The following is a 14,623-nucleotide window of genomic DNA, read 5'->3' as shown; positions in this document are numbered from 1 at the left end:
TTCGCGTCGATCACGCCAATAGTGTGTTTCCGCCGGGATTCGAGCGGAAGTGAGTGGCGATGGCGACAACGGTGAGGGACGAGACCCATGAGCTGCTGCGGAAGCTGGGGCTGACCACGTTCTTCGGGAACCCTGGTTCGACCGAGGAGACGTTCCTCAAGAACTTTCCGGCGGACTTCCGATTCGTGCTCGCCCTGCAGGAGGCATCCGCCATCGCGATGGCCGACGGCTACGCCCAAGCAACGCGTGCGCCCGCGCTCGTGAACGTCCATACCGCCGCCGGTCTCGGCAACGCGATGGGCAACCTGCTCACCGCATCGATGAACCACACCCCGCTCATCGTCACCGCCGGTCAGCAGACGCGCGAGATGCTCCTCATGGAGCCGTGGCTCACCAACGTCGAGCCCGAGATGCTGCCGAAGCCGTGGGTGAAGTGGAGCTACCAGCCCGTCCGAGCCGAGGACGTACCCGCCGCGTTCATGCGCGCCTATGCGATCGCCATGCAGCCGCCCGCCGGCCCCGTCTTCCTTTCGCTCCCGCTCGACGACTGGGAGAAGGCGTCGCTCGGCACGGCGATCGTTCGCACCGTGTCGACCCGTGTGGCCCCCGATCCCGAACGAATCGCGGAGTTCGCGGCGGCCATATCGGCGGCGCAATCGCCGGTCCTCATCTTCGGCGCGAGCATCGCCCGGGGCTCCGGCTGGGACCAGGCGATCGCGCTGGCGGACAAGCTCGGCGTGCCGGTATGGGCTGCTCCCGCCTCCGAGCGGGCGCCGTTCCCGGAGGACCACCCGCTGTACAGGGGCGGACTCCCGTTCGCCACCGGGCCGCTCGCCGGGAAGCTGGCCGGGCACGACCTAGCGCTCGTCGTGGGTGCGCCGGTGTTCCGCTACTACCCGTACGTGCCCGGCGACTACCTGCCCTCCGGGATGCGGCTGCTGCACATCACCGACGATCCCGCCGAGGCGGCCAAGGCACCCGTGGGAGACAGCCTCGTCAGCGACTCGGTCATCGCCCTCGAAGCGCTGGCCGAGTTGGTCGCCGCGCGAACGAACCGAGCGGTCTTGGAGCCGGCCCAGCAGCATCGGCTCGCTTCGCAGCCGCAGGCTGAGCCGGCCGCGACGTCGGACGGAATCCTGAGCGCCCGGCAGCTGTTCGACGCGCTCGCGTCGGTCCGTCCCGACGGAGCTGTTCTGGTTGAGGAGTCGCCCTCGAACCTCGCCGAACTGCACGCGGCATGGCCGATCACCGAACCCGACACCTTCTACACCTTCGCGAGCGGCGGCCTCGGTTGGGATCTTCCCGCGTCGGTCGGCATCGCTCTGGGCGAGCGCGACAGTGGCCGCAACCGACCCGTGATCGCGATCATCGGTGACGGGTCGTTCCAATACTCCGTGCAGGCGATCTGGACCGCAGCTCAGCACGACCTGCCGATCCTGTTCGTCGTTCCCCGCAACGGCGAATACGCGATTCTCAAGTCGTTCGCCGTGCTGGAGGAGACTCCGGGTGTGCCAGGGCTCGACATCCCCGGTATCGACATCGTCGCCCTCGCGAAGGGGTACGGCTGCCACGGAGTCAGAGCGACGACCGTCGACGAGGTCGCGGCCGCGGCGACCGCTGCCTGGAAGCGGAGTGGCCCGACGGTACTGGAGGTCCCGATCGCTCCCACGGTGCCGCCGCTCCTCTGAACCCGGGCAGTGGCCGCGGTGCGGGCGGCTCGTGGGGGAGACGATCGGCACGCAACGCCAAGCCACATGGGGTTCTTCCCCCGTCCTGGGCGGCTTCATTGGCGGGCTTCGTACGGTGCTGCTTCCTTACCGTTCACAGGAGGTGGCGCGAGCCATGACCGACACCGCAACAACCGAGACCATCGCCGAGCGACCCGCACCCGCGGCAGCTCAGCCCGCACCCGCACCCGCGGCCTCACCGGCCGCGCCGGCACCCGTCGCTCCCGACAGGCCCCAGCGCGCCCGCTGGCTGTTCCCCGTCCTCATCGCCGTCGCCCTGGTCGGCGGGATCGCCATCGGCGGCGTCGCCGGTGGGTTCATCGGATACTCGATCGCGGGCAACTCGATCACCGGTCCGGGAGGACTCGTCGGCCCGGGCGGAGAGCTTCCCGAGGGCGGATTCCCCGGCGATCGCGGCACCCTGCCCGGGCAGGGCGGACCCGCCCAGGGAGGCCCCGGTACCGAGGACGGGACGGACAGCGGGCAGTCGGGCCAGACCGACTCCGACGCGAGCTGACCCCCCGCGCCAGCGCCGTCACCGGAACGACCCGCCCGCACGCATCGACGTGCGGACGGGTCGTTTCCGCGTCACCCGGCTCCGCTACCATGTGCCCCTCCAGCGGGGAGACAGGAGCGAGGCCATCGACATCGACGACCGCATACTGCGTGGGTCCGGCGACGCTCCGGCCCCCCGCACGCTCATCGACATCCTCTCGGCGACGGCAGCGGCCCACCCCGAATCGTCGGCGATCGAGGACCCGGCGGGGGCACTGAGCTATCGCGAGATGATGACGGCGGTCGACCTCGCGGCAGCCCGACTGCGGGAGGCGGGCGTGTCCCGCGGCGATCGGGTCGGCGTGCGACTCGCGTCGGGGCGTCGAGAGCTTTACCTGTCGATCCTGGCGGTGCTCACCGCCGGTGCCGCCTACGTTCCCGTCGACGTCGACGACCCCGATGAGCGGGCTGCGCTGGTCTTCGGCGAAGCGGACGTCGTCGGGGTGGTCACCGGTCGAGGCGAGTTCGCGCCCCGCCGAGACGGCGACCGATACAGGACCGCGACCCTGTTCGGACCCGGCCGGCCTCCCTCGCCCGCCTCGGCGGGGGAGCGGCCCGGCATCCACGACGACGCCTGGATCATCTTCACCTCGGGCTCGACCGGCACCCCCAAGGGCGTCGCCGTCTCGCACCGCTCGGCTGCGGCGTTCGTCGACGCCGAATCCCGGATGTTCCTGCAGGACGCCCCTCTCGGCCCGAGCGACCGAGTGCTCGCCGGACTCTCGGTCGCGTTCGACGCGTCCTGCGAGGAGATGTGGCTCGCATGGGGTCACGGCGCCTGCCTCGTCCCCGCGCCGCGCGACCTCGTCCGCAGCGGCGTCGACCTCGGCCCGTGGCTGACGACGCGGCGGATCAACGTGGTCTCGACCGTGCCGACGCTTGCCGCACTGTGGCCCGCGGAATCGCTCGAGAACGTGCGCCTGCTGATCTTCGGCGGCGAGGCCGTCCCGCCCGAGCTCGCCGAGCGCCTCGCGACCGACGACCGCGAGCTGTGGAACACCTACGGCCCCACGGAGGCCACCGTCGTCGCCTGCGGGGCGAGACTCCTGCCCGGCGAGATCGTCCGGATCGGGCTGCCGCTCGACGGGTGGGAACTCGCCGTCGTCGACGGCGGGGGGATTCCGGTCGACGAGGGCGAGGTGGGGGAGCTCGTCATCGGCGGCGTCGGCCTCGCGCGCTACCTCGACCCGGCGAAGGACGCGGAGAAGTACGCGCCCATGGCGACCCTGGGCTGGGACCGCGCGTACCGCAGCGGTGACCTCGTGCGCTTCGACCGTTCGGGGCTCGTCTTCCAGGGGCGCGCCGACGACCAGGTCAAGGTCGGCGGGCGCCGCATCGAGCTCGGCGAGGTCGAGTCGGCTCTGCAGGCGCTCCCGGGCGTCTCGGGCGCGGCGGCCGCGGTCCGCACGACGGCGGCGGGGGTCCAGATCCTCGTCGGCTACCTGGCGCTCGCCGACCCCGGCGGCTTCGACCGGGCCGCGGCACTGGAGCGACTGAGGGCCGAACTGCCCGCAGCGCTCGTGCCCGTCCTCGCGGTCGTCGACGATCTGCCCGTCCGCACCTCCGGCAAGGTCGATCGCGCCGCCCTTCCGTGGCCGCTGACCGGTCAGGACGATGCCGACGAGTCGGTCGACGACGACGTGCGCTGGTTGCGCGAGCAGTGGCAGCGGGTGCTCGGCCTGCCCGTCACCGACGACGACGCGAACTTCTTCGACCTCGGCGGCAGCTCGCTCGCCGCGGCAGGACTCGTCGCGCTCATCCGCGAGCGCGACACCGAGTTCGCGGTCGCCGAGATCTACGCGCACCCGCGTTTCGGCGCGATGCTCGCCTACCTCCGCTCGCGATCCGCCGAGCCGGCAGCTCCCATCGACATGCGGCCCATCCGGCCCGTTCCGCGCTCGGCCCAGGTCGCGCAGACCGTCGCGAGCGTGCTCATCCGGACGATCGAGGGGGTGCGCTGGCTCGTCTACCTCGTCACCGCGGGCACCCTGCTGGCCCCCCTCGGCGGGTTCGCCTTCCTGCCGACGGCGTCGTGGTGGCTGCTCGTCCCCGCGCTCATCGTGTTCGTGACACCTCCGGGACGCATGGCGCTCGCCGTCATCGCCGCGCGGCTGCTGCTGCGGGGAGTGCAACCGGGCGACTATCCGCGCGGCGGGTCCGTGCACCTGCGGCTCTGGGCGGCGGAGACGATCGCCGAGGCGGTCGGTGCCGTGTCCCTCGCCGGCGCCCCGTGGATCCTCTACTACGCACGAGCACTGGGGGCGAAGATCGGCGAGGACGTCGACCTCCATTCGCTGCCGCCGGTCACCGGGATGCTCAGCGTCGGCGCCCGCGCCTCGATCGAACCGGAGGTCGACCTGTCGGGCTACTGGCTCGACGGCGACGTCCTCCGCCTCGGCGCCGTCCGCATCGGCGCCGATGCGCGCGTCGGCGCCCGGTCGACTCTCCTCCCGGGCGCGCATATCGGCAAGAGAGCCGAGATCGCCCCCGGCTCCGCGGTGTTCGGACGGGTGCGGGCCGGGCAGAGCTGGGCCGGGTCTCCCGCCGCGCGCGTCGGGTCGGCGGAGCCGTGGTGGCCGGCGGAGCATCCGCCTCGCCGCTCACGGTGGGTGCTCGCCTACGCCGCGGCATCGATCGCGGTGTCCCTGCTCCCGGTGATCGCCTTCCTCGCCGGGGGAGCGGTCGTGGCGGCGGCCGTGCGGGGCGCCGACGACCTCGGGTCTGCGCTGGGAGCCGCGCTCCTCGCCCTCGTCCCCGCCGTACTCGTCTGGGGTCTCACCCTCGCCGCTCTGGTCCTCGCCGCCGTCCGGCTCTTCGGACTGGGACTCCGTGAGGGGGTGTTCCCCGTGCGCGGGCGCATCGGCCTCCAGGTCTGGGCAACCGAGCGGGTGCTCGACCTCGCCCGAACGCTTCTCTTCCCGCTCTACTCGGGCATGTTCACCTCCGTCTGGCTGCGCCTGCTCGGCGCCCGAGTCGGAACCGACGTCGAGGCGTCGACGGTCCTCCTGATCCCCGCGATGACGACCATCAAGGACGGCGCCTTCCTCGCCGACGACACCATGGTCGCGGGGTACGACCTCGGCGGCGGTTTCGTCCGCCTCGCGCACGCCGAGATCGGCAAACGGGCCTTCGTCGGCAACTCCGGCATGGCGGCCGCGGGCCACGTCGTGCCGCGCGATGGACTCGTCGCCGTCCTCTCCTCCGCTCCCGTGAAGAGCAAGGCGGGCTCGTCGTGGATGGGGTCGCCCCCGGTCCGACTCCGCCGCCGCGCCGTCGACGGCGACGTCGAGCGCACCTACAGCCCGCCGATCCGGCTCCGGGTGGCGCGTGCCGCATGGGAGGCAGGACGCGTCCTCCCCGTGATCGTGTCCGCGGCGATCGGTCTGCTCGCCGGGGCGGCGCTCGCCGCGCTCGCCTCGATGTCCGGCCTACTGGCGATCGCGTGCAGCGGCATCGTCCTGATCGGGGCGGGTGCGCTCGCGGCCGCGGTGTCATCGGCGGCGAAATGGATCCTCATCGGCCGGGTCAGGCCGGGCGATCACCTGCTCTGGTCGTCGTTCATCTGGCGCAGCGAGCTCGCCGACACGTTCGTCGAGATGGTGGCGGCCCCCTGGTTCGCGGCCCGGGCCGGCGGCACACCGGCTCTCGTCTGGTGGCTCCGCAGCCTCGGCGCGCGGATCGGCCGCGGGGTCTGGTGCGAGACCTACTGGCTGCCCGAGGCCGACCTCGTCACCCTCGGCGCAGGTGCGAGTGTGAACCGAGGATGTGTGGTCCAGACGCATCTGTTCCATGATCGAGTCATGACGACCGACACCGCCACGCTCGATCCGGGATCGACGCTCGGCCCGCACGGGGTGATCCTGCCCGCGTCACGGGTGGGGGAGAACGCCACGGTGGGTCCCGCATCCCTCGTCATGCGCGGCGAGACGGTGCCGGTCGGCACCCGCTGGAGCGGCAATCCGATCGGTCCGTGGCGCGATGTGCGGGTCGCCGAGTACCGCACCGCCCGCCCTCGCACGACGAAGCGCCGATGACGCCGAAGGCGACCCGGGCGACTCCTCCTCCGGCTTCGGGCGACCCGTACCTGCCGACGATCGGGGATTCGGGCTACCACGTCGAGAGCTACGACCTGACGCTCGACTACCGGGTGCAGACCAACCGGCTCCAGGGGCGCGCACGCATCAGGCTCGTCGCTCTCCGCGATCTCGACAGGATCGCCCTCGACTTCTCCGGGCTGCGGGCGGGTCGGGTCCTCCTCGACGGGGTGCTGGCTCGCTCGTCGGTCACGCCCCACAAGCTGGTCGTCGGTCTGGTGTCGCCGCTCGGCGAGGGCGCATCCGTCGAACTGGACATCGAGTACGGCGGCGCTCCTCATCCGCGGACCTCCGCCTGGGGCCCGGTCGGTTGGGAGGAGCTCACCGACGGTGTCCTGGTCGCGGGGCAGCCGTCGGGAGCGTCGACCTGGTTCCCGTGCAACGACCGGCCCGACGACAAGGCCGCCTATCGGATCAGCGTCACGACCGACGGCGGATACGAGCCGGTCGCGAACGGCGCCCTGGTCGGATCGACCGACCGCGGGGGGCGGGTGACCCGCATCTACGCGCAGCCCGAACCGACGAGCAGCTACCTCGCAACGGTCCAGATCGGTCGCTACCGAACCGTCGACCGGGTGCTCGACGGTGTCCCGGCGAGGATCTGCTTCCCGCCGAGCATGGAGAGGCGGGTGGCGCACGATCTGCTCCCCCTCGAACGGATGATGGAGTTCTTCAACGAGGAGTTCGGCCCGTACCCGTTCGCCTCCTTCACCGCGGTCGTGACCCAGGACGTGCTCGAGATCCCGCTCGAGGCCCAGGCGATGGCGATCTTCGGGTCGAACCACACCGACGGGCGCAGCGGATCCGAGCGTCTCGTCGCGCACGAGCTCGCCCACCAGTGGTTCGGCAACAGCGTCGGCCTGGCCCGCTGGCGGGACATCTGGCTCAACGAGGGCTTCGCCTGCTACAGCGAGTGGCTCTGGTCGGAGCACTCGGGCGGGCCGACCGCGGATGCGATGGCCCGCACCTTCCACACGCGGTTGTCGCGTCTGCCCCAGGATCTGCTGCTCGGCGACCCCGGGGCCGCCGACATGTTCGACGACAGGGTCTACAAGCGGGGGGCCCTGCTCCTGCACTCGCTGCGGCTCCGGATCGGCGACGCCCGGTTCCGCGATCTGCTGCACGCCTGGACGGACCGGCATCGGCACGGAACGGTCGCCACAGAGGACTTCGAGACCCTCGCCGCCGAGTTCGGCCTCGCCGACCCCTCCGCCTTCTTCACCTCCTGGCTCCGCGAGACCCGCCTCCCGTCCCTCTGACCTCCCTCCCTTGCGCTCAGCAGGAGATCCGGGCGTCCTGGGACCGAGGACGCCGTGTGTCCTACCGCTGATGCCGTGCACCTCCCGCTGAGCGGAAGTCCCAGCTGGGCGAAATCAGGGAAAGCGAACGGCGAGGGAGACCATCGCCGGTGACGCGAGGCCCGCGGGGTCCACGTCGGTGATCGCGAAGCGCGAGAAGATGCCGGAGTCTCCCGGGACAGCGGCGATCAGCTGATCGTCGACGCGATCGAATTCCACTGCCGAGTGATCGACACGCAGGCCCCGGCCATCCGCCTTCAGGGCAGCCTCGACCCGCGTCCACGTCCGCAGCGCGTCCGCGCCCGACGACGCTGTGACTCCGACCGCCAGTGCGGAGAGCTCCTCCGCCCGTGATCCGGCGATCTCCACGTCGATGCCGACGACGTGGTCGGCACTGACCGCGACCGCGACGATGTCGGCGCTGTAGGCGATGCTGATCGACACTCCGGCCGGCCCACCGACGAGCACCGGCCTGCCGTGCGGTCCGCCGCAGTCGGGGCACTGCGCGTCGACCGAGAGGGAGGAGGGCGAGACATCGAAAAGCCGCGCCGCGACCTGCCTCACGAACGTTCTGCCCACGAGGAAGCGATCGCGCCGAGCACGGGGCGCGAGGTCCGCGTAGCGGTTCCGCTCCGCATCCGAGAGGCCGTCGAGCAGGGCTGCTGCGCTCGCCACCACGTCGGCTACCCGGACGAGACCGACCGTCGCGGCACCCACCACGACGACGTGCGCGGCCGCCCACGCCGCATCCGCTGCCCCGAACTCCGTCACACCACCGATTGTGGTCCCGACACGCCGCACGAACACCCTCCACAGATATCCCAGGCTGTGGACAACCCTGTCCCCAGAAGGGTGAAAAGCCTGATTCAGGGCCACGTTCCATCCACAGACGACCCACTTCGGGGCCGTCTGACCGCGACGCGCCGATCACATCATGTAGTGGTCGCTCGCAATGTCGGTGCGCATATGTAGTATCGATCTGCGGCTGGGGAGTCGCTGCCGGATCACACCAGATCGGGCATAAGCGCAGTGTTGGCAGCGTTTACCTGAAGAGGGTTTCATCACCTCCCGACCGGCCGCCCATCAGGCGGCCGCAGGGTCCCGAATCAAGCAGACGACGTCAACCTAAAGGGGAGAAGAGGCGCCCATCATGGCCATCACCGTCTACAGCAAGCCGTCCTGCGTCCAGTGCACCGCGACGTACCGTGCGCTCGACAAGAAGGGCATCGAGTACGAGATCTTCGATGTCTCCGTCGACGAGCAGGCACTGCAGACCGTCAAGGACCTCGGCTACATGCAGGCCCCGGTCGTCGTGACCGACGACGGTCACTGGTCGGGCTTCCGTCCCGACCGCATCGAGGAGCTCAGCGCAAGCATCGCGTGAGCAACGTGAACGAGGTCGTCTACTTCTCGAGCGCATCGGGCAACACGCACCGATTCGCCGAGAAGCTCGACCTGCCGGCACGGCGCATTCCGCTCTACGCGCGGGATGAGCCGCTGCTGGTCGATCGGCCTTACGTGCTGATCGTGCCGACCTACGGAGGCGGCAACGGGGAAGGCGCGGTGCCCAAGCAGGTCATCCGGTTCCTCAACAACGTGGGCAACAGGTCCCTCATCCGCGGCGTCATCGGCGCCGGCAACACCAACTTCGGCACCGCCTACGGAATCGCCGGCGACATCATCGCCGCGAAGACGGGCGTACCGCACCTGTACCGCTTCGAAGTATTCGGAACCCCCGACGATGTGCGCATCGTCCGGGATGGATTGGAGACCCTATGAGCACCGCAACACTGTCACCGGCAACGGTGGCACCCGTGCAGCTCGATTACCACACGCTCAACGCGATGCTGAATCTGTACGACGCCGACGGCAAGATCCAGTTCGACGCCGACCGCCAGGCCGCGCGCCAGTACTTCCTTCAGCACGTCAACCAGAACACGGTCTTCTTCCACTCCCTCAAGGAGCGCCTCGACTACCTGGTCGAGAACGACTACTACGAGGCCGAAGTCCTGAACCAGTACTCGTACGAGTTCATCGCAGCGCTCAACGACCGCGCCTACGCGGCCAAGTTCCGCTTCCCGACCTTCCTCGGCGCGTTCAAGTACTACACGAGCTACACGCTCAAGACGTTCGACGGCAGCCGCTACCTCGAGCGGTTCGAGGACCGTGTCGTCATGACCGCACTCACGCTCGCCGTCGGCAACGAGGGCCTCGCCATCGAGATCGTCGACGAGATGGTGTCGGGCCGCTTCCAGCCGGCCACACCCACCTTCCTCAACGCCGGCAAGTCGCAGCGCGGCGAGCTCGTCTCCTGCTTCCTCCTCCGTCTCGAAGACGACATGGAGTCGATCGGGCGCGGCATCAACTCGGCCCTGCAGCTCAGCAAGCGCGGCGGCGGTGTCGCCCTCCTGCTCAGCAACATCCGCGAGTACGGCGCCCCCATCAAGAAGATCGAGAACCAGTCGTCGGGTGTCATCCCCGTGATGAAGCTCCTCGAGGACTCCTTCTCCTACGCCAACCAGCTCGGCGCACGTCAGGGCGCCGGTGCGGTCTACCTGTCGGCCCACCACCCCGACATCATGCGCTTCCTCGACACCAAGCGTGAGAACGCCGACGAGAAGATCCGCATCAAGACCCTCAGCCTCGGCGTCGTCATCCCCGACATCACGTTCGAGCTCGCCAAGAACAACGAGGCGATGTACCTCTTCTCCCCGTACGACGTCGAGCGCATCTACGGTGTGCCCTTCGCCGACATCTCGGTGAGCGAGAAGTACCGCGAGATGGTCGACAACCCGGGCATCCGAAAGACCAAGATCAACGCCCGCGACTTCTTCCAGACGCTCGCCGAGCTGCAGTTCGAGTCGGGTTACCCCTACGTCGTGTTCGAGGACACGGTCAACAAGGCCAACCCCATCCAGGGCCGCATCAACATGAGCAACCTCTGCTCCGAGATCCTCCAGGTCAACACGCCGAGCGTCCTCGACGAAGACCTGGGCTACCAGGAGATCGGTAAGGACATCTCCTGCAACCTGGGCTCGATGAACATCGCTCTGGCCATGGACGGCGGCGACCTCGGTCGCACCGTCGGCGTCGCGGTCCGTGCTCTGACCGCCGTGTCCGACGCGAGCAACATCCGCGCCGTCCCGTCGATCGCCGCCGGCAACGCCCGCACCCACGCGATCGGCCTCGGCCAGATGAACCTGCACGGCTACCTCGCTCGCGAGCGCATCCACTACGGCAGCGAAGAGGGCATCGACTTCACGAACATCTACTTCTACTCGGTGCTGTTCCACGCTCTCCGCGCGTCGAACCAGATCTCCATCGAGACGGGTCTGAGCTTCGACAACTTCGAGAACTCGGACTACGCCAACGGCTCGTTCTTCGACAAGTACACCGACCAGGTGTGGGCGCCGGCCACCGGCCGCGTCGCGCAGCTGTTCGCCGACGCCGGCATCGCGATCCCCACCCAGGGCGACTGGGAGGAGCTCAAGCAGAGCGTCATGGAGCACGGGATCTACAACCAGAACCTGCAGGCGGTGCCCCCGACCGGATCGATCAGCTACATCAACAACTCGACGTCGTCGATCCACCCGATCGCGTCGAAGATCGAGATCCGCAAGGAAGGCAAGCTCGGTCGCGTCTACTACCCGGCGCCGTTCATGACGAACGACAACCTCGAGTACTACGAGGACGCGTACGAGATCGGCCCCGAGAAGATCATCGACACCTACGCCGCGGCAACGCAGCACGTCGACCAGGGACTCTCGCTGACCCTCTTCTTCAAGGACACCGCGACCACTCGCGACGTCAACCGCGCACAGATCTACGCGTGGAAGAAGGGCATCAAGACCATCTACTACGTGCGCATCCGCCAGCTCGCGCTCGAAGGCACCGAGGTCGAGGGCTGCGTCAGCTGCATGCTCTGAGTCCGGAGGGGCACCGCTCGTAGCGTTTGCTGCGGGCGGTGCTCGCCCCGGCTCCACAGCCCTTCCTCGCACGACGGCACCCAGACGAAAACAGGACACGATGACCGAAAAGCTCAAACTGATCAACCGCGTGAGCGCGATCAACTGGAACCGCGTCGTCGACGACAAGGACCTCGAGGTCTGGAACCGTCTGACGAACAACTTCTGGCTGCCCGAGAAGGTGCCGATCTCGAACGATGTGCAGTCGTGGGCGCGGCTCACGCCGCAGGAGCGTCAGCTCACCATGCGCGTGTTCACGGGTCTGACCCTGCTCGACACCATCCAGGGCACCGTCGGCGCCGTGTCGCTCATCCCGGATGCGCTCACGCCGCACGAGGAGGCCGTCTACACGAACATCGCGTTCATGGAGTCGGTGCACGCGAAGAGCTACTCGTCGATCTTCTCGACGCTGGCGTCGACGCCTGAGATCGATGAGGCGTTCCGCTGGTCCGAGGACAACGAGTTCCTTCAGAAGAAGGCCTCGATCGTCCTGGAGTACTACCACGGTGACGACCCGCTGAAGCGCAAGGTCGCGTCGACCCTGCTCGAATCGTTCCTCTTCTACTCGGGCTTCTACCTGCCGATGTACTGGTCGAGCCGCGCGCAGTTGACGAACACCGCCGACATGATCCGCCTCATCATCCGTGACGAGGCGGTGCACGGTTACTACATCGGCTACAAGTTCCAGCGCGGACTCGAGCTGGTCGACCAGGCCAAGCGCGACGAGCTGAAGGACTACGCGTTCTCGCTGCTGTACGAGCTGTACGACAACGAGGCCGCTTACACCGAGAGCCTCTACGACGAGGTCGGTCTGTCCGAGGACGTCAAGAAGTTCCTGCACTACAACGCCAACAAGGCGCTGATGAACCTCGGCTACGAGTCGCTCTTCCCGAGCACCGTCACCGACGTGAACCCGGCGATCCTGTCGGCGCTCTCGCCGAACGCCGACGAGAACCACGACTTCTTCAGCGGCTCGGGTTCGAGCTACGTCATCGGCAAGGCGGTCGCCACCGAGGACGAGGACTGGGAGTTCTAGAAACACGAGGATAGGAGGGGCGCACCCGAGGGTGCGCCCCTCCTTCTCGTGCCACCCCAGTGCGGGCGTTCCGGGCGAACGCGCACGTTGCGGCCGGCCCCGTTGCCCGGAACGTGCGCGCACCCGCCCCATAGCCGACGTCCCCTGGCGAGGTGGCTCGGTTCTCCGTGAACGGCGCCCGCCGCGCGCACGTTGCGGCGTGCGGGGCCGGCCGGAACGTGCGCGTTCGCCCGGAACGCCCGTCGCTGCGGGGGAAGCGGGTCAGAGGGTGAGGCCGTCGATGTAGGCGGCGATCCGGCGGCCTGTCGTTTGCTGGATGTCCGCGGTCGGGTGGACCCCGTCTGGGGCGACGCCGGTCACCCAGTGCCCGTCCTCGGCGCGGTACTCCGACCAGGGGTCGAAGTAGTTCCAGCCCCGGTCGGCGGCGAGCAGTTTCAGGTAGGCATTCACGTCGGCGACCGTCGTCGTTCCGGCCTCGGACTCCATCGGCGGGATGGCGAGGAGCAGCACATCGCGCGATTCGACGGTGTCGGTGATGCTGTCGAGGTCGGTCTGGAGCCGGCTGAGCGGCACGTTGCCGAAGACATTGTTGGTGCCGGCGAGGATGACCAGGACATCGGCGCGTCCTGGGCTCACGGACTCCGCCATCAGAGTGGACTGCGCGCCGCTCTGCACCCAGCCCCCGACGTACTCGAGTCGCGGGTCGTCGTCGGCGCTGAAGATCCAGCTGCAGTCATCGGGCGTCGTGCCCGGGTACGGGACGCACCCCGCGGACAACGAGTCTCCGACGACGGCGAACGTCGTCGGAGTGCTGACCGAGGGTGACGGGGTGGGCAGGACGGCCGGCCGGACCGGGTCCACCCCGGCGCAGCCCGCGAGCAGCGACACGAGTGCCAGGGCGGCAACGATCGCCGCGCGCCTGGTCATCCGGATACGTTAGCCCGCCCAGGTGACTCCGACGAACCGGAGCCGCCCCAAAGCGGGTGCCCTGCGACCTGCGGGGGATGCGGAGAACGAACCCCGTCTCACATGTTCCACGTGGAACTTCAGCGTCTTCTCAGCGCACGGGGGTCACGGCCTAGCGGCCATGACCCGGGACATGTCATCGTGCAAGGGGAGGAATGATGACGTTCTGGATCTGCGAGACCTGCGCGGTCGAGCACGCGCAGCGAACCGATGTATGCCAGATTTGCGCCGACGAGCGCCAATGGGTGCCCGCCGACGGACAGAAGTGGACGACCCTCGAGGAACTCGCCGTACGCGGGGTGACCGTCTCGGCGACCGAGCTCGAGCCGGGTCTGCTCGCGCTGGCGACCTCTCCCGAGGTGGGGATCGGTCAGCAGTCGAAGCTGGTGACGACGCCTGCCGGCAGCGTGCTCTGGGACCCGATCGGCTACCTCGACGACGACGTCGTCGACCGGATCCTCGGCCTGGGTCCCGTGCTCGCGATCGTCGCCAGCCACCCGCACATGTTCGGGGTGCAGGTCGAGTGGGCCAGGCGCCTAGGAGCGCCGGTGCTCGTGGCCGATGCCGACGCGGGTTGGGTGCAGCGGCGTGACGACGTCATCCGTCCCTGGAACGGCGCTGTCGACCTCGCGCCGGGGCTCACTCTGCTGCAGGTCGGCGGACACTTCCCCGGAAGCGCGGTCCTCCACTGGGCGGACGGCGCCGAGGGTCGCGGTGTTCTGCTCAGCGGCGACACCATCTTCGCCAATCCGGACAGGGTCACGGTGAGTTTCATGCGGAGCTATCCGAACCGCATCCCCTTGTCGGCGGCGGTCGTCGACCGGGTGGCGACAGCGGTGGGCGGGCTGCGGTTCGACCGGCTCTACGGCAACTTCGACAACGTCATCCCCGTCGACGCGAACGCCGTGATCCGCCGTTCCGCCGACCGGCACATCCAGTGGGTCACCGGGGTGAACGACTACCTGACCTGACCGCCCGTGCC

At 69.0% G+C, this 14,623-nt stretch carries 11 protein-coding genes; 9 read left to right on the top strand and 2 right to left on the bottom strand.

Features of this window, described 5'->3' with window-relative positions:
• The first annotated feature begins 71 nt into the window (after positions 1–71).
• The 4 genes from mdlC to DDQ50_RS02450 all read left to right on the top strand — a co-directional run bounded on the left by mdlC (position 72) and on the right by DDQ50_RS02450 (position 7,635).
• Positions 72–1,688 carry a benzoylformate decarboxylase gene (gene mdlC / locus DDQ50_RS02465; RefSeq protein WP_205663556.1) on the top strand — a complete coding sequence of 539 codons (1,617 nt, stop codon included), beginning with the start codon at positions 72–74 and terminating at the stop codon, positions 1,686–1,688.
• A 154-nt stretch (positions 1,689–1,842) separates the two neighbouring features.
• The gene (locus tag DDQ50_RS02460) at positions 1,843–2,244 is read left to right on the top strand and encodes a hypothetical protein (protein ID WP_116755134.1); all 402 of its coding nucleotides are present in this window, start codon (positions 1,843–1,845) and stop codon (positions 2,242–2,244) included.
• Positions 2,245–2,368: 124 nt separating this feature from the next.
• Positions 2,369–6,316, top strand: coding sequence for a Pls/PosA family non-ribosomal peptide synthetase (locus DDQ50_RS02455; protein ID WP_116756046.1), 3,948 nt, complete (start codon positions 2,369–2,371; stop codon positions 6,314–6,316).
• Positions 6,313–7,635 (top strand): M1 family metallopeptidase, encoded by a 1,323-nt coding sequence (locus DDQ50_RS02450; RefSeq protein WP_116755133.1) that lies wholly within the window; start codon positions 6,313–6,315, stop codon positions 7,633–7,635. The genes DDQ50_RS02455 and DDQ50_RS02450 overlap by 4 nt, the downstream gene beginning before the upstream one ends.
• Before the next feature lie 114 nt (positions 7,636–7,749).
• On the opposite strand, the gene DDQ50_RS02445 is transcribed toward DDQ50_RS02450, so the two are convergent.
• The gene (locus DDQ50_RS02445) at positions 7,750–8,445 is read right to left on the bottom strand and encodes a 4'-phosphopantetheinyl transferase family protein (RefSeq protein ID WP_133245883.1); all 696 of its coding nucleotides are present in this window, start codon (positions 8,443–8,445) and stop codon (positions 7,750–7,752) included.
• A 379-nt stretch (positions 8,446–8,824) separates the two neighbouring features.
• On the opposite strand from DDQ50_RS02445, the gene nrdH reads away from it, so the two are divergent.
• The 4 genes from nrdH to nrdF all read left to right on the top strand — a co-directional run bounded on the left by nrdH (position 8,825) and on the right by nrdF (position 12,675).
• Positions 8,825–9,058, top strand: a complete 234-nt coding sequence (gene nrdH / locus DDQ50_RS02440) for a glutaredoxin-like protein NrdH (RefSeq protein WP_116755131.1) — start codon at positions 8,825–8,827, stop codon at positions 9,056–9,058.
• A 5-nt stretch (positions 9,059–9,063) separates the two neighbouring features.
• Entirely contained in the window at positions 9,064–9,453 is a 390-nt protein-coding gene (gene nrdI, locus DDQ50_RS02435; RefSeq protein WP_116756045.1) for a class Ib ribonucleoside-diphosphate reductase assembly flavoprotein NrdI, read from the top strand.
• Positions 9,450–11,600 (top strand): class 1b ribonucleoside-diphosphate reductase subunit alpha, encoded by a 2,151-nt coding sequence (nrdE, locus tag DDQ50_RS02430; RefSeq protein ID WP_165829665.1) that lies wholly within the window; start codon positions 9,450–9,452, stop codon positions 11,598–11,600. The genes nrdI and nrdE overlap by 4 nt, the downstream gene beginning before the upstream one ends.
• A gap of 100 nt (positions 11,601–11,700) precedes the next feature.
• Positions 11,701–12,675, top strand: a complete 975-nt coding sequence (gene nrdF / locus DDQ50_RS02425) for a class 1b ribonucleoside-diphosphate reductase subunit beta (protein WP_116755130.1) — start codon at positions 11,701–11,703, stop codon at positions 12,673–12,675.
• Between the two features lie 261 nt (positions 12,676–12,936).
• Here the strand turns inward: nrdF and DDQ50_RS02420 are convergent, their stop codons facing one another.
• A complete protein-coding gene (locus tag DDQ50_RS02420) occupies positions 12,937–13,602 on the bottom strand; it encodes an SGNH/GDSL hydrolase family protein (protein WP_116755129.1) in 666 nt (221 codons plus the stop codon).
• 197 nt (positions 13,603–13,799) lie between these two features.
• On the opposite strand from DDQ50_RS02420, the gene DDQ50_RS02415 reads away from it, so the two are divergent.
• On the top strand, positions 13,800–14,612 hold the full coding sequence (locus DDQ50_RS02415) for an MBL fold metallo-hydrolase (protein WP_116755128.1): 813 nt from the start codon (positions 13,800–13,802) through the stop codon (positions 14,610–14,612).
• Positions 14,613–14,623 lie beyond the last annotated feature (11 nt).

The sequence above is a fragment of the Amnibacterium flavum genome (assembly GCF_003097495.1).
In the GTDB taxonomy this organism is placed as follows: Bacteria; Actinomycetota; Actinomycetes; order Actinomycetales; family Microbacteriaceae; genus Naasia; species Naasia flava.
Note: the sequence above shows the minus strand (reverse complement) of the source record. Positions and strands in the feature narration are given on the sequence as shown.